The organism is Erwinia sp. S38 (genome assembly GCF_016624545.1).
Taxonomy (GTDB): Bacteria; Pseudomonadota; Gammaproteobacteria; order Enterobacterales; family Enterobacteriaceae; genus Erwinia; species Erwinia coffeiphila.
In genome coordinates this window covers 197096-217198 of sequence record NZ_JACVTS010000003.1, presented here as the reverse complement: position 1 = coordinate 217198, position 20103 = coordinate 197096, and the positions used below count along the sequence as shown (strand labels likewise).

General features: G+C 53.4%; 20 protein-coding genes and 2 tRNA genes. 13 read left to right on the top strand and 9 right to left on the bottom strand.

From position 1 onward, the window contains the following. The first annotated feature begins 12 nt into the window (after positions 1–12). From IBT46_RS05360 to rnt, 4 genes are all read left to right on the top strand, one after another. Entirely contained in the window at positions 13–603 is a 591-nt protein-coding gene (locus tag IBT46_RS05360; RefSeq protein WP_200544825.1) for a TetR/AcrR family transcriptional regulator, read from the top strand. 44 nt (positions 604–647) lie between these two features. Next, positions 648–1748, top strand: a complete 1101-nt coding sequence (locus IBT46_RS05355; RefSeq protein WP_200544653.1) for an alkene reductase — start codon at positions 648–650, stop codon at positions 1746–1748. Positions 1749–1891: 143 nt separating this feature from the next. Next, positions 1892–2299: a lactoylglutathione lyase gene (gloA, locus tag IBT46_RS05350; RefSeq protein WP_105594958.1), complete on the top strand. Its 408-nt coding sequence runs from the start codon at positions 1892–1894 to the stop codon at positions 2297–2299. A 102-nt stretch (positions 2300–2401) separates the two neighbouring features. After that, entirely contained in the window at positions 2402–3052 is a 651-nt protein-coding gene (gene rnt / locus IBT46_RS05345; protein ID WP_105594959.1) for a ribonuclease T, read from the top strand. 116 nt (positions 3053–3168) lie between these two features. Here rnt and IBT46_RS05340 read toward each other — a convergent pair whose 3' ends face one another. Continuing rightward, positions 3169–3507, bottom strand: coding sequence for a Grx4 family monothiol glutaredoxin (locus IBT46_RS05340; protein ID WP_105594960.1), 339 nt, complete (start codon positions 3505–3507; stop codon positions 3169–3171). A 365-nt stretch (positions 3508–3872) separates the two neighbouring features. On the opposite strand from IBT46_RS05340, the gene IBT46_RS05335 reads away from it, so the two are divergent. Then, on the top strand, positions 3873–4736 hold the full coding sequence (locus IBT46_RS05335; RefSeq protein WP_234479985.1) for a C40 family peptidase: 864 nt from the start codon (positions 3873–3875) through the stop codon (positions 4734–4736). A 65-nt stretch (positions 4737–4801) separates the two neighbouring features. On the opposite strand, the gene IBT46_RS05330 is transcribed toward IBT46_RS05335, so the two are convergent. Continuing rightward, positions 4802–4891: a YnhF family membrane protein gene (locus tag IBT46_RS05330; RefSeq protein ID WP_105594962.1), complete on the bottom strand. Its 90-nt coding sequence runs from the start codon at positions 4889–4891 to the stop codon at positions 4802–4804. Positions 4892–5186: 295 nt separating this feature from the next. Between IBT46_RS05330 and purR the strand changes: the two genes are divergently transcribed. Beyond that, positions 5187–6212, top strand: coding sequence for an HTH-type transcriptional repressor PurR (gene purR / locus IBT46_RS05325; protein ID WP_200544651.1), 1026 nt, complete (start codon positions 5187–5189; stop codon positions 6210–6212). A gap of 23 nt (positions 6213–6235) precedes the next feature. Here the strand turns inward: purR and punR are convergent, their stop codons facing one another. Next, positions 6236–7150 carry a DNA-binding transcriptional activator PunR gene (punR, locus tag IBT46_RS05320; RefSeq protein ID WP_200544649.1) on the bottom strand — a complete coding sequence of 305 codons (915 nt, stop codon included), beginning with the start codon at positions 7148–7150 and terminating at the stop codon, positions 6236–6238. A gap of 111 nt (positions 7151–7261) precedes the next feature. Between punR and punC the strand changes: the two genes are divergently transcribed. Further along, a complete protein-coding gene (gene punC, locus IBT46_RS05315) occupies positions 7262–8455 on the top strand; it encodes a purine nucleoside transporter PunC (protein ID WP_200544647.1) in 1194 nt (397 codons plus the stop codon). Between the two features lie 328 nt (positions 8456–8783). Next, positions 8784–9932 carry a cyclopropane fatty acyl phospholipid synthase gene (cfa, locus tag IBT46_RS05310; protein ID WP_200544644.1) on the top strand — a complete coding sequence of 383 codons (1149 nt, stop codon included), beginning with the start codon at positions 8784–8786 and terminating at the stop codon, positions 9930–9932. Positions 9933–10184: 252 nt separating this feature from the next. Here cfa and IBT46_RS05305 read toward each other — a convergent pair whose 3' ends face one another. Further along, complete coding sequence (locus IBT46_RS05305; protein WP_200544642.1) at positions 10185–10838, bottom strand: riboflavin synthase subunit alpha; 654 nt, start codon at positions 10836–10838, stop codon at positions 10185–10187. A gap of 231 nt (positions 10839–11069) precedes the next feature. Here IBT46_RS05305 and IBT46_RS05300 point away from each other — a divergent pair, with 231 nt between their 5' ends. From IBT46_RS05300 to IBT46_RS05280, 5 genes are all read left to right on the top strand, one after another. Further along, complete coding sequence (locus tag IBT46_RS05300; protein WP_105594968.1) at positions 11070–12443, top strand: MATE family efflux transporter; 1374 nt, start codon at positions 11070–11072, stop codon at positions 12441–12443. 149 nt (positions 12444–12592) lie between these two features. Next, a tRNA-Val gene (locus IBT46_RS05295) sits at positions 12593–12669 on the top strand. Between the two features lie 15 nt (positions 12670–12684). Continuing rightward, positions 12685–12761 (top strand) — tRNA-Val (locus tag IBT46_RS05290). Positions 12762–13137: 376 nt separating this feature from the next. After that, entirely contained in the window at positions 13138–14550 is a 1413-nt protein-coding gene (gene pykF, locus IBT46_RS05285; protein ID WP_200544640.1) for a pyruvate kinase PykF, read from the top strand. A 305-nt stretch (positions 14551–14855) separates the two neighbouring features. Continuing rightward, complete coding sequence (locus tag IBT46_RS05280; RefSeq protein ID WP_006118977.1) at positions 14856–15092, top strand: major outer membrane lipoprotein; 237 nt, start codon at positions 14856–14858, stop codon at positions 15090–15092. A 135-nt stretch (positions 15093–15227) separates the two neighbouring features. Here IBT46_RS05280 and IBT46_RS05275 read toward each other — a convergent pair whose 3' ends face one another. The 5 genes from IBT46_RS05275 to sufC form a co-directional block, all read right to left on the bottom strand. Then, entirely contained in the window at positions 15228–16226 is a 999-nt protein-coding gene (locus IBT46_RS05275; RefSeq protein WP_200544638.1) for a L,D-transpeptidase family protein, read from the bottom strand. 74 nt (positions 16227–16300) lie between these two features. Further along, on the bottom strand, positions 16301–16723 hold the full coding sequence (gene sufE / locus IBT46_RS05270; RefSeq protein ID WP_200544636.1) for a cysteine desulfuration protein SufE: 423 nt from the start codon (positions 16721–16723) through the stop codon (positions 16301–16303). A gap of 115 nt (positions 16724–16838) precedes the next feature. Further along, a complete protein-coding gene (gene sufS / locus IBT46_RS05265) occupies positions 16839–18062 on the bottom strand; it encodes a cysteine desulfurase SufS (protein WP_200544634.1) in 1224 nt (407 codons plus the stop codon). Then, positions 18059–19339, bottom strand: coding sequence for a Fe-S cluster assembly protein SufD (gene sufD, locus IBT46_RS05260; RefSeq protein ID WP_200544632.1), 1281 nt, complete (start codon positions 19337–19339; stop codon positions 18059–18061). Before sufD ends, sufS begins: the two co-directional genes overlap by 4 nt. Next, complete coding sequence (gene sufC, locus IBT46_RS05255; RefSeq protein ID WP_105594974.1) at positions 19314–20060, bottom strand: Fe-S cluster assembly ATPase SufC; 747 nt, start codon at positions 20058–20060, stop codon at positions 19314–19316. Before sufC ends, sufD begins: the two co-directional genes overlap by 26 nt. Between the last annotated feature and the right edge of the window lie 43 nt (positions 20061–20103).

Below are 20103 nucleotides of genomic sequence, written 5' to 3'. Positions count from 1 at the left end.
TACTCTGCTGCGATGAATAAAACGACCCGATTTGATACGCGCGAACATATCCTCAATACCGGTGAGCAGCTCTGCGTGCAGAGCGGCTTTAACGGCACGGGGCTGATCGAGCTGCTAAAAAAAGCTGAAGTGCCAAAAGGGTCGTTTTACTACTATTTCCCCTCCAAAGAAGCGTTTGGAGTGGCAATGCTGGAGCGCTACTTCGCTCGATATGTGCAGAACCTGAGCGCGTTCCTTGCGGAACATCAGGGCGATGCGCGTCAGCGGGTGCTGGAATATTATCAGCAGTCGTGCAACTGGTGGCAGGAACATCAGTTTGCCGGTTGCCTTTCCGTTAAGCTCTCCGCTGAGGTATGCGACCTGTCGGAAGAGATGCGCAACGCGCTGGCGGCGGGTTCAGCGGCTTTGATTGGCGAACTGACCTCCGCGCTGGAAAAGGCGCAGCAGCAGGAAAAGCTGTCATCTGCCGTCTCCGCCTCCTCCACGGCGGAAACGCTTTATATGCTGTGGCTGGGCGCAAGCCTGCAGTGCAAAATTCGCCGCGATAGTGCGCCTTTACAGATTGCCGTGCAGCAAATGACGTGTATTCTTCAGGCGATTTAAAAAAAAACGCCCTTACTAGTCGACCGGTCTACCAGGAGTAAGTTATGGCTTTGAACAAACTGTTTACCCCATTAAAAACCGGCGCGATCACCGTGCCAAACCGCATTTTTATGGCCCCGTTAACCCGCCTGCGTAGCATTGAGCCAGGCGATATCCCCACGCCGCTGATGGGCGAGTATTACCGCCAGCGTGCTTCCTCTGGATTAATTATTACCGAAGCGACCCAAATTACTTTCCAGGCGAAAGGTTACGCCGGTGCGCCGGGGCTGCACAGTCCGGAACAGATTGCCGCGTGGAAGGCGATTAACCAGGGTATCCACCAGGATGGCGGTCGCAGCGCGGTTCAGCTCTGGCATACCGGGCGTATATCGCACAACAGCCTGCAACCTGAAGGCGCAGCCCCCGTATCTGCTTCGGCGATCAATGCCGAAACCCGCACCTCGCTGCGCGATGCTGAAGGTAAACCGCTGCGTGAAGCAACCTCTACCCCACGCGCGCTAAGCACTGCCGAGGTTGCAGGCATCGTTGCCGACTTCCGCCAGGCGGTGATTAACGCCCGCGAAGCGGATTTCGATCTGGTTGAGCTGCACTCCGCGCACGGCTACCTGATTCATCAGTTCCTCTCCCCGGCGTCTAACCAGCGCGAGGACCAGTACGGCGGCAGTATTGAAAATCGCACCCGTTTCGCACTGGAAGTAGTTGATGCCGCCATTGACGGCTGGAGCGCCGATCGTATCGGTATCCGTATTTCACCACTCGGCCCGTTTAACGGCCTGGATAACGGGGAAGATCAAGAAGAAGCGGCGCTGTATTACATTGCCGAACTGGCAAAACGCAACCTGGCCTATCTGCATATTTCAGAACCGGACTGGGCCGGTGGCAAACCGTATACCGAAAGCTTCCGTCAGGCGATTCGCGCTGTGTATCCCGGCGTGATCGTCGGTGCGGGCGGTTACAGTGCTGAAAAAGCCGAAGACCTGATCGAACGCGGGCTGATTGATGCGGTTGCCTTTGGCCGCAGCTACATTTCTAACCCGGACCTGGTCGAACGCCTGCAGGCTGGCGCGCCATTCAACGAACCGCGCCCGGAAACGTTCTACGGCGGCGGTGCAGAAGGCTATACGGATTATCCTGCCTTAGGATAATTGCGCTAAGTTAAGCGGCACATTTGTGATATAATAGATTGTTTTAATAGCGATAATTGCTACAACGCTCGCAGTTGTAATGATTATCGCTATACTATTTTTCTAACGTCATCCGCCGATGACGCCAAAAAAAAGAGGATGTTATGCGTTTACTTCACACCATGCTGCGCGTTGGCGACCTGCAACGTTCTATCGATTTCTACACCAAAGTGCTGGGCATGCGTCTGCTGCGTACCAGTGAAAATACCGAATATAAGTACACCCTCGCCTTCGTTGGCTACACCGAAGAGAGCGAAGGTGCCGTTATCGAACTGACCTACAACTGGGGCGTGGACAGCTACGATCTCGGTAACGCCTATGGCCATATCGCGCTGGGCGTGGATGATGTTGCCGCAACCTGCGATCGCATTCGCAACGATGGCGGTAACGTCACCCGCGAAGCCGGCCCGGTTAAAGGCGGCACCACGATCATCGCCTTTGTTGAAGATCCGGATGGCTACAAGATTGAACTGATTGAGAATAAACACGCCGGTCACGGCCTGGGCAATTAAGTTCCTCTGAGGGCCTTCTGGCCCTCCTTCTCACCTGCCTGCTGCATCACGTAGCAAAGTTTGCCATAATACGCCCTGCCTTTTTGCGCCAATGAGAAGCTGATGTCTGAACTAAATGAACTGAATACTCTGAGCAGCCGCTTTCGCGGTTTCTATCCGGTAGTGATCGATGTGGAAACTGCGGGATTTGATGCCAAAACGAACGCACTGCTGGAAATCGCCGCCGTCACCCTAAAAATGAATGAAGATGGCTGGCTGGAGAAAGATGAAACCCTGCATTTTCACGTAGAGCCTTTTGTCGGTTCAGTTTTACAGCCGGAAGCGCTGGCCTTTAACGGCATCGATCCCAGCAACCCCCTGCGCGGTGCCGTCAGCGAATATGAAGCGCTGCACGCCATCTTTAAGCTGGTTCGTAAAGGGATTAAGGATACCGGCTGCAGCAGAGCGATTATGGTGGCGCACAACGCCACATTCGATCTGAATTTTATGAATGCGGCGGCGGAACGTGCCAGCCTGAAGCGCAATCCCTTCCATCCGTTTGTGACCTTTGATACCGCCGCGCTCAGTGGACTGGTTGTTGGGCAAACCGTACTGGCTAAAGCCTGCATCGCGGCCGGAATCACCTTTGACAGTAGCCAGGCACACTCTGCGCTGTACGATACCACACAGACGGCAGATTTATTCTGTGAGCTGGTCAACCGCTGGAAGCGTCTGGGTGGCTGGCCGCTGGCCGTGCCGGAAGCGGAGTCCTGATTATTCAGTCCTGAGTACTGAACCATATTGACTCTGCGGCGTGCATTTACCACCGCACTGACAATATTAAGACGAAAAAAAACCCTGCAATGCAGGGTTTTTTTATTGGCAGCGGCTTATTCAGCAGCAGGGGCTGGGTACTTCTGCGCAGTCTCTTTGATCAGCTGCTGCAGTTCACCGCGCTGGAACATTTCGATAATGATATCGCAGCCACCGACCAGCTCGCCGTCAACCCACAGCTGTGGGAAGGTTGGCCAGTTAGCGTAACGCGGCAGTTCAGCACGAATATCCGGGTTCTGCAGGATATCAACGTAGGCAAAACGTTCGCCACAGGCAGAAAGCGCCTGTACGGCCTGTGCGGAGAATCCGCAGCTTGGCAGCTTTGGTGAACCTTTCATGTACAACAGGATTGGGTTTTCTGCGATCTGGCGCTGAATTTTTTCAACAGTACTCATAAATGACTTCCTCAGTACGATACTTCGTGTTTAGTTATTGTAGCGATTCTGCTCCGCCGTTGAAAACGACATTTTATGCAGCGCTGATGAACAGAACGCAACAAAATGCAAAATTATGAAAACAAAATAACATTTTCCTATCATCGTTGCAGCGTTTCTCGATGTTGGATTACTTTTTTTTGTTGAGTTAAGCAGCTGATTGCGCTTAATAATTCATCATTTACTTAATCTGTCTTATTGAAACAAAAAACACCTTACCTTTTGTTAAGAAGTTAGATTAGAATTGCCCTAACCCCTGCAAATTGCAGAATTCTTTTTCGATTGCCATGCAGTCATTACACTGAGTTTAACTGTTAATGGGAACGTTGCGTTTAATCATCACGCTTAGCATGCTGGCCTTTGCCCAGCTGTTCTTTAATATGGCGCATGCATCGCCTCATGCTCCCGTTAACGCAAATCAGCATAAAGTTGACCACAATTCTGCGCGTGAAGATGAACGCCGCAAGCGTCGCCCGGTGAAAGCCGCCGCCACGAAGAAAGTCAAAGAACCCCTCATTAAAAAAACCAAAGAGCCCGCGCTTAAGAAAACCAAAGTTTCTGCTACCCAGAAGGCAAAGCTGAAGAAGAGCCAGGAAGCGACGGCCTCACGCGAAGTGAAAACCACCCGCATCGGTAAGATGGAGAAAAAACGCTACGGTCGGGAGCGTCTCGCCTCTTTGCAGACCAAAAAAGGTAAGAAAGGCCCGCTGCGTGCTATCGAGCGTGATGAAATTGAATCCCCTGAATCACCGCTGAAGTTGAGCAAAGCGCACCGCGCGCGTTATCAGAAAGCGCGTGAAACGGCGATGAACAAACTGATGGGCCAGTTGGGTAAGCCCTACCAGTGGGGCGGCGCATCACCGTCAACCGGTTTCGACTGTAGCGGACTGGTGTGGTATGCCTATAAGGACCTGGTGAAGTTTAAGATCCCGCGTACAGCGAATGAAATGTATCACCTGCGCGATGCTGCGCCGATCAAACGCGATAAACTGGAGAAAGGCGATCTGGTGTTCTTCCGCATCAACGGACGCGGTACAGCCGATCACGTTGGCGTATATCTTGGTGGTGGGAAATTCATTCAGTCACCGAGAACCGGCAAAGACATTCAGGTAAGCGCACTGGGCGATGACTACTGGCAGGAGCACTATATTGGTGCCCGCCGAATGATGACGCCGAAAACCATTCGCTGATTGCGCAACGCGGTAAGCGATTGCTGAATTACTAATCGGGAGGAGCCATGCTCCTCCCGATTTTTTTAGTGCAGAATAGCCGTAAAGCTAAATGCAATAATCATCAGTAGCGCACCCACCGTGGTCAGCAGTGAGAATTTCAGATCGGTACTCATCGTCTCTCCTTAATAACCCTGCAAAATGTATGCGCAAAGATTTTCCCACAGTTCCCCGTAAAAATCTCGTTTTCTCTGCGCAGCCTTGTTAGAATTCCTCTTTTCCGTTGCGCAACAGTAGCGGATAACGGTTTTTGCCAGCTCTGCAGTCACTCTACGGACGATTTTTTCCCCTTTCCGACCCGTTGCGACAGCATCCAAACCACTTTGGTCTGGTGGGAAAAGGCTGCACCCAGGCAAACGTTTAACCAAACTGTTATCAAATAGTTACGATAACACCAGGAGCATAAGTTTAATGGCAACAATTAAGGATGTGGCGAAGCGAGCCGGGGTGTCTACAACCACGGTTTCCCACGTAATTAATAAAACGCGCTTTGTAGCCGAAGAGACCCGTGAAGCGGTGTGGGCAGCAATTAAGGAATTGCACTATTCCCCCAGCGCCGTGGCACGTAGTCTGAAGGTCAACCACACCAAAACCATCGGCCTGCTCGCCACCTCCAGCGAAGCGCCCTATTTTGCCGAAATTATTGAAGCCGTGGAAAACCGCTGCTTTGCCAAAGGCTATACCCTGATCCTTGGGAATGCACATAATGACCTGAACAAACAGCAGGCTTACCTGTCGATGATGGCGCAGAAACGCGTCGACGGGCTGCTGGTGATGTGCTCTGAGTACCCGGACTCATTAATCTCGATGCTGGAAGGCCACCGCAATATCCCGATGGTGGTCATGGACTGGGGTGAATCGCGTGGCGATTTCACCGATACCGTGCTGGATAACGCTTTTGAAGGCGGCTATCTGGCCGGGCGTTATCTGATTGAGCGCGGGCATCGTGATATCGGTGCCATCCCGGGGCAGCTGGAGCGCAACACCGGCGGCGGTCGCCATGCGGGATTCCTCAAGGCGCTGAATGAAGCCGGGATTACACTGCGTGAAGAGTGGCTGGTTCAGGGCGACTTTGAACCTGAATCCGGCTATCGCGCCATGCAGCAGATTCTGGGGCAGAAACAGCGCCCGACCGCCATCTTCTGCGGCGGCGACGTGATGGCGATGGGTGCAATTTGCGCCGCGGACGAGATGGGCCTGCGCGTTCCACAGGATATTTCAGTGATCGGCTATGATAACGTGCGCAACGCGCGCTATTTCACACCGGCGCTGACCACGGTGCATCAGCCAAAAGAGCGGCTGGGAGAAACCGCGTTCGATATGCTGCTCGATCGCATCACCAGCAAGCGTGAAGAACCGCAGACCATTGAAGTACATCCGTCACTGATTGAACGCCGCTCCGTAGCCGACGGTCCGTTCCGCGACTATCGCCGCTAATCCCTTCTCCGTTTACCGTTCGCTCAGGCGGACGGTTCACTCAGCCATTCAGCATTCAGCGTATCGCTGTCGCCAACATAATCCAGCAGCCAGCTCAGCGCCGGTGATGCACTCTGTTCCGACCAGCTCAGGCAGCATGGGCTGATCGGGAACGGGTTTGCCAGCGTCAGTTCCGCAATTCCCCCTTCAGCAATCCAACCCTGAGCAAAGTGTCCCGGGATCATGCCGACGCACAGTCCGGCACGCAGGCAGTCTAACGCGCTGTCCCAGTCCGGAACCACCAGCCGTCGCTGATTATCCAGCGTCCAGGTGTTACGCTTCGGCAACGCGCGTGAGGTGTCCTCCAGCGTCAGCGATGGCCATTCCCGCAGCAGATCGTCGCTAAGCGGTCCCGCCTGTTGCAATAAGGGATGATCCGCCTGCACCACACAGCGCCAGTTAAGGCTGCCCATATCGCGAAAGGCGAAGCGCCCGCCCACCGGCACCGCCTGCGTGGCCCCAATTGCCGCATCGACGCGGCCATCCGCCAGCGCATCCCACACACCGTTAAACACCTCGGGGAAGATATGCAGTTCCATATCGGGGAAATGACGGTAGAAATCCACAATAAGCTGGCGGGTACGCTGCGGCCTGACGATACGGTCTACGGCGATATTAATCTGACCGCGCCAGCCGTTAGCCACCTGCTGGCAGCGGCGTCGGGTGGCAAGCATTTTTTTGATAACAAAACGCCCTTCTTCACTAAACACCCGCCCCGCTTCTGTCAGTACCACATCGCGATGGCGGCGTTCAAACAGGCTGACGGCCAGCCACTGCTCCAGCTGGCGTACGGTATAGCTCACCGCAGAAGGCACGCGGTGAAGCTCAGCTGCTGCGGCGGTAAAACTGCCGGTTCTGGCAACGGCTTCAATCACTTCCAGAGAATATTCTGACCACATCGCTTTGCCTGCAAATTTTTTCAATGGAACTGACGAATATTAGCGTTTCACAAGCGTAAGTGCATCCCTTTACACTCCCTGCGATAAAAAACTGCCCTGTACGAGTAAAATATGCCTTCAAAATTCTTTATCGTTTATCTGGCCATGCTGAGCATGCTGGGTTTCCTTGCTACCGATATGTACCTGCCCGCTTTTGGTGAGATGCAGCAGGATCTTGCCACCGGTTCTGGCGTTATCAGCGCCAGCCTGAGCATCTTCCTTGCCGGCTTTGCCTGCGCACAGCTGATTTGGGGAACACTGTCCGACCGCCTTGGCCGCAAGCCCGTGCTGCTGGTGGGGCTGGGGATGTTCGCCATCGGTTGTGCTGCCATGATGTGGGTTAACTCCGCTCCGTGGCTGCTGTTTTTCCGTTTCATGCAGGCTGTGGGTGTGTGTGCCGCCGCCGTAAGCTGGCAGGCCCTGGTTGTCGATCGCTACAGCGCCGAGCAGGCAAAACGCGTATTCGCCACCATTATGCCGCTGGTTGCGCTTTCACCGGCGCTGGCACCGCTGCTGGGAGCCTGGCTACTTGAACATTTTTCCTGGCGGGCAATCTTCGTCGCGCTGCTGCTGATTAGCGTAATATTGCTGATACCCACGCTGCGCCTTACCCGCCGCAAATCAGCTGAGAAAGCGGTACCCAATGGCCCGACACCGGGTTTCCTGACGCTGCTTAAATCTCCGGTATACAGCGGTAACGTGCTGGTGTTTGCCGCCTGCTCCGCCAGCTTTTTTGCCTGGCTGACCGGCTCACCGTTTATCCTCGGTAATCTGGGACTGTCTCCTGCCGATATCGGCCTGAGCTATGTGCCGCAGACCATCGCCTTTCTGATTGGTGGCTTTGGCTGTCGCGCACTGCTTAATCGCTTCTCCGGCGGGCAGCTGCTGCCGTGGATGCTGCTGTGCTTTAGCCTGGGGGTTATTGCGTTGTTTATCGCCGCGCAGCAGCAGGCACCATCTTTGTACAGTCTGCTCACGCCGTTCTGCGTCATGTCGATGGCCAGTGGTGCAATTTATCCGGTGGTGGTGTCCAGCGCCCTGCTGCCGTTCCCCCAGGCAACGGGGAAAGCCGCCGCATTGCAAAATATGCTGCAGCTCGGTCTGTGCTTTATCGCCAGTCTGGCTGTTTCAACCTGGATTGAATCACCGCTAGAAACCACCGTGCGTGTCATGTTACTGACCATTTTATTGGCTACAATTGGTTATCTGATGCAGCGCAAAGCCGCGAGAAAAATGGCTCTGCAAGCGATGGAAAATGCAGGGTGATATGCTGTAAAATCACTTGGTTAGCAAGCTAACAATAATGCATTGAATATTGTCTGACGGGAGCATATACTCGTCAGGCACTATAAAATAACAAGTTACCAACATTTAAATCCGGAGATCGCTTTGGCGGCGTTCGGTGTTTTTTTACTGACAAGGCTGTCATACCGTTCTGTTATGTTACGTCTGTTTCAGCCTCTGCCGGTTATAATTCAGTCCTCTGTTAACGTCGGATATCAGACTGCGGCTCTGCCGTGAGTTTTCTCATAAATCTGTAGAAATTGACTATCCTTTTCTCAGGTTTCAATCACACAGGGTGATGGAGAAGCTAATGAGTTCATCGTGTATAGAAGAAGTGAGCCTGGAAGACAACCAGTGGTACCGAATTGTCCAGGAGATGTTGCGCAAGGCTGACATAGAAATAAACGGTTCCCGTCCATGGGATATCCGAATCAGTAATCCCAACTTTTTTAAACGCGTGCTGCAGGAAGGCTCGCTGGGGTTGGGTGAAAGCTATATGGACGGCTGGTGGCAGTGCGACAGGCTGGATATCTTTTTCCAGCGTGTGCTGCTGGCAAAACTCGATCAACAACTCCCCCACCATTTTAAAGATACGCTTCGCATTGCCGCCGCTCGCCTGACCAACCTCCAGTCGCGGAAAAGGGCCTGGATTGTCGGTAAAGAGCACTATGATTTAGGTAACGACCTGTTTTCGCTGATGCTTGATCCGTATATGCAGTATTCCTGCGGTTACTGGAAAGAAGCAGAGACGCTGGAACAGGCGCAGGAAGCGAAGCTAAAAATGATCTGCGAGAAGCTTGAGCTGGCCCCCGGCATGTCGCTGCTGGATATTGGCTGCGGCTGGGGCGGACTGGCGGAATATGCCGCTCGTCATTACGGCGTCAGCGTGTTTGGGGTTACCATTTCTGCCGAACAGCAAAAAATGGCTCAGCAGCGCTGTGAAGGGCTGGATGTGACAATCCTTTTGCAGGATTATCGCGATCTGAACCAGCAGTTCGACCGCATTGTTTCAGTAGGTATGTTTGAGCACGTTGGGCCTAAAAATTACGCGACCTATTTCTCCGTGGTCGATCGTAATTTAAAACCTGATGGTATTTTCCTGCTGCATACCATCGGCGCAAATAAAACCGATGAGAATGTTGATCCCTGGATCAACAAATATATTTTCCCCAATGGCTGTCTGCCGTCGGTAAGGCATATTGCCAATGCCAGCGAACCGCATTTCGTGATGGAGGACTGGCACAATATCGGCGCAGATTACGATTTGACGCTAATGGCCTGGTACCACCGTTTCCTCGCGGCGTGGCCGCAGATTGCGGATAACTATGGGGAACGGTTTAAGCGTATGTTTAGCTACTATCTTAACGCCTGTGCAGGAGCCTTCCGCGCACGTGATATTCAACTGTGGCAGGTTGTCTTCACTCATGGGGCTGATGGTGGACTGCGCGTGGCGCGGTGATATCGCTATAGCAGAAAAAGACAGCCAATAATGGGGAGCATTACAGGCTGTCTTTGCATTGTACGGCATTGAAATAATACGTAAGCCGCTATCATTATCAGATAGCGGCTTTTTTATCGTCAGAAAAACGAAGCCACTGATGCTGCACGCAAAGAAGTATCCCCTGCGCAAATACGCTCTGGCTGGAACCAGACGCTGATTATTTAAAAACGTAGCAACAGCGTGATGCGATCGCTGACGGACCGGCTGAATTTACTCAGCGGATTCTTCAGCCGCGGCGGCTGCCAGCAGTGCAGCTTCGCGCTGGGCCAGCACGCGCTCAACCGTTTCAACAATCGCCTGCGTGTGCGGATCGATCTCAATATTCACCCGATGACCCAGACGTTTCGCGCCCAGCGTGGTGCGCGCCAGCGTTTCAGGAATAAGGTGAACGCAGAAACGGGTTTTTGTGACTTCACCTACCGTCAGGCTAATACCGTCAATGCCAACAAAGCCCTTATGCAAAATGTATTTCATCTGGCTGGCGTCCTGCACCTTAAACCAGATTTCCCGGTTGTTTTCCGACGCAATAATTTTGCTGATTTCTGCCGTGGTCATAATATGACCTGACATCAGATGGCCGCCGATTTCATCGCTGAATTTGGCTGCGCGCTCAACGTTTACCGTATCCCCTTCTTTCAGATCGCCCAGATTGGTAATACGCAGCGTTTCTTTAACCAGATCGAAACTTACGCGATCGCCGTTGACTTCCGTCACCGTCAGGCAGCAGCCGTTATGGGAAACCGATGCACCCAGTTCCAGTCCGGGCAGCAGAGCTTCCGGCATTTTTATGATATGGGTGCGAAAATTGGGTTTCTCTTCAATTGCCAGCACTTCAGCAGTGCCCTGCACAATTCCGGTAAACATAGCTATGCCTCTATTAATGTGTTGTCGCTGGCACTAGTTTGCCCTGGCTGCCACTTAAAGCCAACTTAACTGAGAACCGTTTGCGTGACATGAAGAGCTATTCTTACGGCAGCTTATTGGCTAATTCGTCTACGGACACTACACTAAGCGGCCTGCTATGCTGTGGCAATGAGCAAACGCCGTGTATTCCCCAGCTAAAACCCCTCCACAATTAAAATAAAGGTGTATTACGTGCAGAAGTACCTCACAGAGGCGCGTCAGTTATTAATGCTGGCAATTCCCGTGATCCTTGCGCAGGTTGCGCAAACGTCCATGGGTTTTGTCGATACAGTGATGGCCGGTGCCGTTAGCGCCACGGATATGGCCGCCGTTGCAGTGGGAACCTCAATCTGGTTGCCTACCATTCTTTTTGGCCACGGCCTGATTCTGGCCTTAACGCCGGTGGTGGCGCAGCTCAACGGCTCAGGCCGACGCGATCGCATTGCCTGGCAGGTTCGCCAGGGTTACTGGCTGGCGGGTTTCTCATCGCTCATTATTATGGTGGTGCTCTACAATGCGGGCTATCTGATTGGCGCGATGCATAATGTCGATCCGGAGCTGTCAGCCAAGGCACTCGGCTATCTGCATGCTTTGCTGTGGGGTGCACCGGGATATTTGTTCTTCCAGGTCGCACGTAATCAGTGTGAAGGGCTGTCGAAAACCAAACCCGGCATGGTGATGGGTTTTATCGGTCTGCTGGTTAATATTCCGGTTAACTACATTTTTATTTACGGACATTTCGGCATGCCGGCCCTCGGCGGCGTTGGCTGCGGCGTGGCGACGGCCTCGGTCTACTGGGTGATGTTTATTGCCATGAAGTTCTGGGTGAACCGTGCCGCCTTTATGCACGATATTCGTCTGGAAAGTTCATTTTCCCCGCCTGACTGGAAAGTGCTGCGCCGCCTTGTTGGCCTTGGACTGCCGGTTGCGCTGGCGCTGTTCTTTGAAGTCACCCTGTTCGCCGTGGTAGCCCTGCTAGTTTCACCGATGGGGATCGTCAAGGTCGCCGGTCATCAGATTGCGCTTAACTTCAGTTCGCTGATGTTTGTTATCCCGCTGTCGCTGGGCGTAGCCACGACCATTCGCGTCGGTTTCCGCCTCGGCCAGGGTTCAACCGAGCAGGCGCGCGTGGCTGCCTGGACCGCACAGGGTGTGGGCGTTTGCATGGCCTGCCTGACCGCACTGTTCACGGTCACTTTCCGCCACGAAATAGCCCTGTTGTATAACGACAATCCTGAGGTTGTGACTCTGGCAGCACAGCTGATGCTGCTGGCGGCAGTGTATCAGTTCTCTGATTCTATCCAGGTGATTGGCAGCGGTATTTTGCGCGGCTACAAAGACACCCGCGCCATCTTCTTTATCACTTTTATTGCCTACTGGGTGCTCGGCCTGCCCAGCGGCTACGTGCTGGCGATGACCGACTGGGTTGTGGCACCGATGGGCCCGGCGGGCTTCTGGACCGGTTTTATTATTGGGCTAACCAGTTCGGCGATAATGATGATTTGGCGAATTATCCGCCTGCAGCGGCAGCCATCGGAACGTATTCTGGCGCGCGCAGCACACTAATTTTTCGGTAGATTTCACTGAAATATGATTAAAATTGCTGCGCTTCGCACAGATGCGCAGCAATCAGGCAGAAAAAAGCTTTTTTCTCCTTGCCAGGCGTACAGGCTGCCGTTAATATTCGTCCCCGCTGTCACCCAGATAGCAACAGTGCGTCCGTAGCTCAGTTGGTTAGAGCACCACCTTGACATGGTGGGGGTCGGTGGTTCGAGTCCACTCGGACGCACCAGAGATTATCCGGAAAGCGTTCTTAGCTCAGTTGGTTAGAGCACCACCTTGACATGGTGGGGGTCGGAGGTTCGAGTCCTCTAGAACGCACCACTCTTAGTTATCCCCTCTTTTTCAGATTCCGCTTCAGCAATTAATCTTGTTGCGCAACACGCCGCTCTGACGCACTTACTTAAACGTCTTAACGCTTTTTAATTGGTTTTCTAGCACTTAGCCTTTATAATGCAGCCGTTGTTTCACTTGAATGGTTTCAGCGCATGGTAAATACACAATTTATAAGCCGTACCTGTTGCGCAACAACGTGCTGCGCTCACGCCGAAACCATGTCTCAACTTCTTCTGCATACCTTTAATCTGTCACCTATCCTTACCCAGTATCGCAATCTGCCTCAGGCACCTAATTTCTCCTCCGCTGGCCACGTCAGCGGAACCCATTCTTATCATCCATCACAACTTACAGATAATCCGTCATGAAAAAGACTAAAATTGTTTGCACCATCGGTCCAAAAACTGAATCTGAAGAGATGCTGACCAACCTGCTCGAAGCAGGAATGAACGTTATGCGTCTGAACTTCTCACACGGTAACTACGAAGAGCACGGCAAGCGCATTGCAAACCTGCGTAGCGTGGTGAAAAACACCGGCCATCAGGCAGCTATCCTGCTGGATACTAAAGGCCCTGAAATCCGCACCATGAAACTGGAAGGCGGCAACGACGTTGCGCTGACCGCTGGCCAGACATTCACCTTTACTACTGACCAGAGCGTTATCGGCAACAATGAGCGCGTAGCGGTCACCTACACCGGCTTCGCGGCCGACCTGAAAGTGGGTAACACCATTCTGGTTGATGATGGCCTGATCGGTATGGAAGTCACCGAAGTCACCGAAACCACCGTGGTCTGTAAAGTCCGTAACAACGGCGAACTGGGCGAAAACAAAGGCGTTAACCTGCCGGGCGTTTCAATCCAACTGCCTGCACTGGCGGAAAAAGATAAGCTCGATTTGATCTTCGGCTGCGAGCAGGGCGTTGACTTCATCGCTGCATCCTTTATTCGTAAGCGTTCAGACGTGCTGGAAATTCGTGAGCATCTGAAAGCCCACGGCGGCGAAAATATCCAGATCATTTCGAAAATCGAGAACCAGGAAGGCCTGAACAACTTCGACGAGATCCTGGATGCGTCTGACGGCATCATGGTTGCTCGCGGCGATCTCGGCGTAGAGATCCCGGTTGAAGAAGTGATCTTCGCTCAGAAGATGATGATCAAGAAGTGTAATCGCGCGCGTAAAGTGGTGATCACCGCCACCCAGATGCTGGATTCAATGATCAAGAACCCGCGCCCTACCCGTGCAGAAGCCGGCGACGTGGCTAACGCCATCCTCGACGGGACTGATGCGGTCATGCTGTCTGGCGAGAGCGCCAAAGGTAAATATCCGCTGGAGTCCGTGACCATTATGGCCACGATCTGCGAACGTACTGACCGCGTGATGAAGAGCCGCATCGATCCTCGCAACGACGATCGCAAAATGCGCATTACTGAAGCGGTTTGCCGCGGTGCAGTTGAAACGGCTGAGAATCTGGAAGCCCCGGTTATCGTCGTAGCGACCGAAGGCGGTAAATCAGCGAAATCCATCCGCAAATACTTCCCTCACGCCACCATTCTGGCGCTAACCACCAATGAGCTGACCAGCCGCCAGCTGCTGCTGACCAAAGGCGTGATTACCAGCATGGTGCAGGAAATCGCCTCTACCGACGATTTCTACCGTCTGGGCAAAGAAGCGGCGCTGGCCAGCGGCTATGCGCAGAAAGGCGATGTGGTGGTGATGGTTTCCGGTGCACTGGTGCCAAGCGGTACGACCAATACCTCTTCGGTCCACGTTCTGTAATTTAAGATTACACTATCGACTAATAAGGCACCCTCAGGGGTGCTTTTTTTTCAATTTGCGTAACCTCATTTCACAAAATTTCCAATCGAAATTAACTATTCAACTGCACTAAAAACTAAGACCTGTCCGATTAAAATCGTCTGTTTTCGCTTAATTTTTTGCCTTAACACCCAAAGAAGATGCTTCTTTGAGCGAACGATCAAATTTAAGCACGTTCTCATCAAAAAATTATTCTCATTAGAAAATACTTTGTGTAATACTTGTAACGCTACATGGAGATTAACTTAATCTAGAGGGTATAAATAATGAATCGTACTAAACTGGTACTGGGCGCGGTAATCCTGGGTTCAACTCTGCTGGCTGGTTGCTCAAGCAACGCTAAAATCGACCAGCTGTCTTCTGACGTTCAGACTCTGAACGCTAAAGTTGACCAGCTGAGCAACGACGTGAACGCAGTGCGTTCTGACGTTCAGGCTGCTAAAGATGACGCAGCTCGTGCTAACCAGCGTCTGGACAACCAGGCTCACTCTTACCGTAAGTAAGAGTTCTGGTACTGAAAATGGCGCACAGTGTGCGCCATTTTTTTTGCCTGCATATCAGCTTCGCCGACGGCGGATGTTGACCCCGCCGCCAAACGCACTGTAATCAATTCTGAGCGCTTTCTCCCCCAACCTGAATTATCCCGCCGGTTGTGATTTAAATCCTTCTGCTCCCTTCTGGTGAAGAAATGCGGGCACTGTCGAATCATCTTTCACAACTTCCCCTTCGCTGACCAGAACGGGCATACCCGAACGGCGCGTTAATGCCGCCTTAATCACCGCATCATCACTGCTGGCGCTGCTAATGAATTTCTTCGCAGCCGGACTCAGCGCAATTGGCATGGTTTGTGGATCGTCATTCTCGTTATGCGACAGCGGCTGGTGCACTTCGATCCAACGCTTGCCATCCGGCTCTACGGCATACTTCACCGGCTGGTTAATCACCTGAACGCGCGTTCCCTTCGGCACGCTGTTGAACAGCGCTTCAATGTCGTCAGGCCGCAGGCGAATGCAGCCGGAGCTGACGCGCATACCGATACCAAAATCAGCATTCGTGCCGTGGATCAGGTAATGGCCCTTACCATAGGCCAGACGCATCGCATACAGCCCCATCGGGTTATCAGGCCCGGCGGGCACGGTGACTGGCAGGATCTCGCCTTTGGCTGCGTAGCGCTTGCGGATGTTAGGAGTGGGGGTCCACGTTGGGTTGGGGATTTTCTGGCTGATGCTGGTGACCATCGCCGGGGTATTGGCACCCAGTTGACCGATGCCAATCGGGTAGACAATCACTTTGTTCTCATCTTTCGGGTAGTAGTAGAGCCGCAGCTCCGCTACGTTGATCACGATGCCTTCACGTTTCGTGTCCGGTAGCAGCATCTGGGTGGGGATCGTTAACTGCGTACCGGCTTTCGGCAGCCAGGGGTCGGTTCCCGGATTGGCCTCCAGCATACCCAGCAGACCAATCATATACTCCTTCGCTACCGCTTCCAGCGGCCTTCCGTCATTGGGCACGATGTATGTGCTGTTTTCCCCAATCAAACGGCTGTCGTCGGGCGGGAGGGGATATTCTGTAGCACTGGCGTTGTACGCCCCGGTAAGCAGCGTGACCATAAATGCAAAACGGAACAAAGGTTTCATGCGTTTTTCTCGGTTATGAAGGGAGAACAACCCCACTGTATATCAGCGGGGCGCAGACCGAGTAGTTTAGCAACTCACGCGCCGGTGAGAATCAGCGCTTTCTGACGTATTGCACGAATCATGGCTTCCAGTCCCTGAGAACGGGATGGAGTAAGCTGCTGGGTCAGAGACAGTTCGGCAAACACAGGGCGAACATCGAAATCGATAATTTCCTGCGGTGACATCTTCTGGTAAACGGCAAAGACAATAGCAATCAGTCCTTTAACCAGTGCGGCATCGCTGTCGCCCTGCAGGCGGACCTGGCCATTCTCATCAAGATCAACGATCACCCAAACCTGGCTCTGACAGCCCGGAACGATATTTTCCTGCTGGTGAAGATTTTCGGATGCGGCCTCAAGGCGCGAACCCAGTTCAATGATATACAGATACTTCTCTTCCTGATTTGCGCAACGGTTGAAGTTGCGCACCAGTTTTTCTTTATCTGGCAGAGTTGCCATTGCTTCCTCACTTAAATCGGCTTCTTAACGACATGGCTCTATCGGGTAAACTCGTAGAAAGGGCGAGGCATGCCTCGCCCTTTTAAGGCTGAAATCGCTCCTGCTCAGAGAGCGATCAGCCCCCCAGCAGACGGTGAATACGAATTAACCCCGCCGCCAGGCGATCGACTTCTTCTTCGCTATTATACAGAACAAACGAGGCGCGACACATCGCCGGAACGCCGTAGTGCTGCATTAACGGCATCGCACAGTGATGGCCGGTGCGAATCGCAATACCGTACTGATCGAGGAAACTGCCCACGTCGTAGGCATGATGTTTGCCCAGATTAAAGGCAATCACCCCGCTGCGCTCCTGAGGACCGTAGATAACCAGGTCCGGTACAGAGGCCAGTTTATCCATCGCGTAGTGCATCAGCTGTTGTTCACGCTGCTGGATTGCATCCAGCCCCAGATCGGTCACGTACTTGAGTGCCGCCCCCAGACCGATAATCGCACCGGTATTCGGCGTTCCCGCCTCAAACCGGCCCGGCACGGCAGCATAGGTGGTGCCTTCGGTCAGGCTGACGGTGGCGATCATCGAACCGCCCCCTTCCCACGGCGGCATCTGGTCCAGCAGCGCCTTGCAGCCATACAGAATACCAATGCCGGTCGGTCCGTAGATCTTATGCCCGGAGAAGACATAAAAATCACAGCCGATATCCTGCACGTCAACCTGCCCGTGCATGATCGCCTGCGCACCGTCGATCAGCGTCACCAGCCCCGCCGCTTTCGCCTGCGCCACCAGCGCTTTCACCGGGTTAACGGTGCCCAGCACGTTGGAAACCTGGGTCACCGCCAGCAGTCGGGAACGTGAATCAATCAGCTCAGGGAGTTTAGCCAGATCCAGCTCGCCGTCAGCGTTGAGCTGGATAAAGCGCACTTCCGCTCCGGTACGCTGGGCCACCATCTGCCACGGAACGATATTGGCGTGGTGTTCCATCTCGGTAATGATGATGTTGTCGCCGGGCTGCAGTTGACTGCTGCCCCAGCTGTTGGCCACGAGGTTAATTGCCTCGGTGGTACCTTTGACAAACACAATCTCTTCCGTCGACGGCGCATTGAGGAAACGCGCAGCCTGAACACGCACATTTTCCATCTCAGTGGTGGCTTCCGCACTCAGCGTATGGATGCCACGGTGAACGGCAGCATAACCGTGCTCATAGAACTGGCTCTCTGCATCAATCACCACCTGCGGCTTTTGTGCGCTGGCAGCGCTGTCGAGATAGGCCAGCGGTTGCCCGTTAACCTCACGCGTCAGCAGCGGGAAATCCGCCCGTACCCGAGCCAGATCAAAACTCATTGCAAACCTCCGGGAAAGCGTTGAGCGATACGCTGCATCACCGCTTCTCTCAGCGTGTCATCGCCAATCGCCTCGGTCAGCTCGGCAGCAAACGCATAAATAATCATGCGCTGAGCAGCATCCTGCGAAATACCACGGGCACGCAGATAGAACATCTGCTCTTCGTCGATACGGCCAATTGTCGCACCGTGTCCGCACTTAACGTCGTCGGCGTAGATTTCCAACTGCGGCTTAGTATCCACCTCAGCGAGGCGACCCAGCAGCAGGTTATTGTTGGACATCTGACCGTCGGTCTTCAGGGCGTGCTTGGCCACTTTGATCATGCCGTTGAATACGGCACGAGCGCGATCGCGCACGATGGTTTTATGCAGCTGGCGACTCTGGCAGTAGCCTTTGTTGTGTTCCAGATAGGTACGGCTGTCGCACACATCTTTATCAATCGGCAGCATCAGCGTATTGATCACCAGATCGCTGCCCTCGCCGTTCAACTGTCCGCTGGTATTATGACGGGTCAGACCCGCCCCCAGCAGGAAGCTGTGGCTCTGAACGCGCACATCGCGGCCCAGCACCAGATCGTTGTGCGAGAAGTGGTAGCTGCTCTGATCTTCAAAAGCGAAGTTGTAGTGCGTCAGCCCCGCACCGTTGCCTACTTCGGCGGTAAAACGCGCGCCGGTAAAGTGCGTGGCATTATTCAGGGTGACATAGTGCTCAATGATCGTCGCTTCGGCCGCTTCATCCAGCTGCAGGTGATGGCGATAGTGCGAAGTGTTCATCTCACCTGCCGCGCTGCCGCTGCTGATATGCAACAGATACAACGGACGCTCCGCAGCCTTACCCCGAGCCAGATGGATCAGCGTAGACTCTTCGGCCAGGCTTTCGGTCAGATGCAGGAACACCTCCGGCTGTATCGGTGCATTCAGCTCGCGGCGTTCGCCGGAACCGGTCACCTGGATGCTGAACAGGTCGTGTTCGGCATCGCTCAACGCGGCGGAAAAGCGTCCATCAACAAAGACCAGACGCACGGCGTCAATCGCCAGCGCCAGTGTATCAATGTTTTCTGCTGTCAGTTCAGCCTGCTGCGGCAGAACGAACTGATGATCGAATAACGCATCCAGCGGCGTATATTTCCAGTTTTCCTGCTTGCGCGTTGGCAGACCTTCGCGCAGCAGCTGTTGCCAGTGCTGCTGGGCCTGCATTGAACGGTGTTCAGCGCGGGTTTCAAACAGATGGTGCCACTGTTGCAGCGCGTTATCACTCTTCGTCGGTAAGCCAGCCATAGCCTTGCTCCTCCAGCTGTTTCACCAGCGAGAAATCTCCTGATTTAACGATTTTGCCCTGATAGAGCACGTGAACGAAATCAGGCTTGATGTAGTCAAGGATACGCTGATAGTGAGTTACGATGATGAAAGAACGTTTGCCGTCGCGCAGTGTATTCACGCCGTTAGCCACAATCTTCAATGCATCAATGTCCAGACCGGAGTCGGTCTCATCCAGAATGCACAGGTCCGGCTCGAGCGCGGCCATCTGCAGGATGTCGTTACGTTTTTTCTCACCGCCGGAGAAACCCACATTAACTGAACGAGTCAGCAGATCTTCAGGCATCTTAAGCAGGTGGATTTTATCTTCGATAAAGTCCTGGAAATCAAAGCGGTCCAGCTCTTCCTGTTCACGGTATTTACGCACCGCATTCACGGAAGTTTGCAGGAAGAACTGGTTGCTCACGCCCGGGATCTCTACCGGGTACTGGAAGGCCATGAAGATGCCTTCACCAGCACGTTCTTCCGGGTCCAGTTCCAGCAGATCTTTACCTTTAAACTCGACGGAGCCACCGGTCACTTCGTAATCTTCGCGCCCTGCCAACGTTGCAGACAGCGTACTTTTCCCTGAGCCATTCGGTCCCATAATGGCGTGAACTTCACCGGGTTTGATCTCAAGATTCAACCCACGCAGGATAGCTTTATCTTCAACGCTGACCTGTAAATCTTTAATGCTTAACATATGGTTTCCTTTGCAGTGCTTTCCGGCACTGTAAATACCCTTG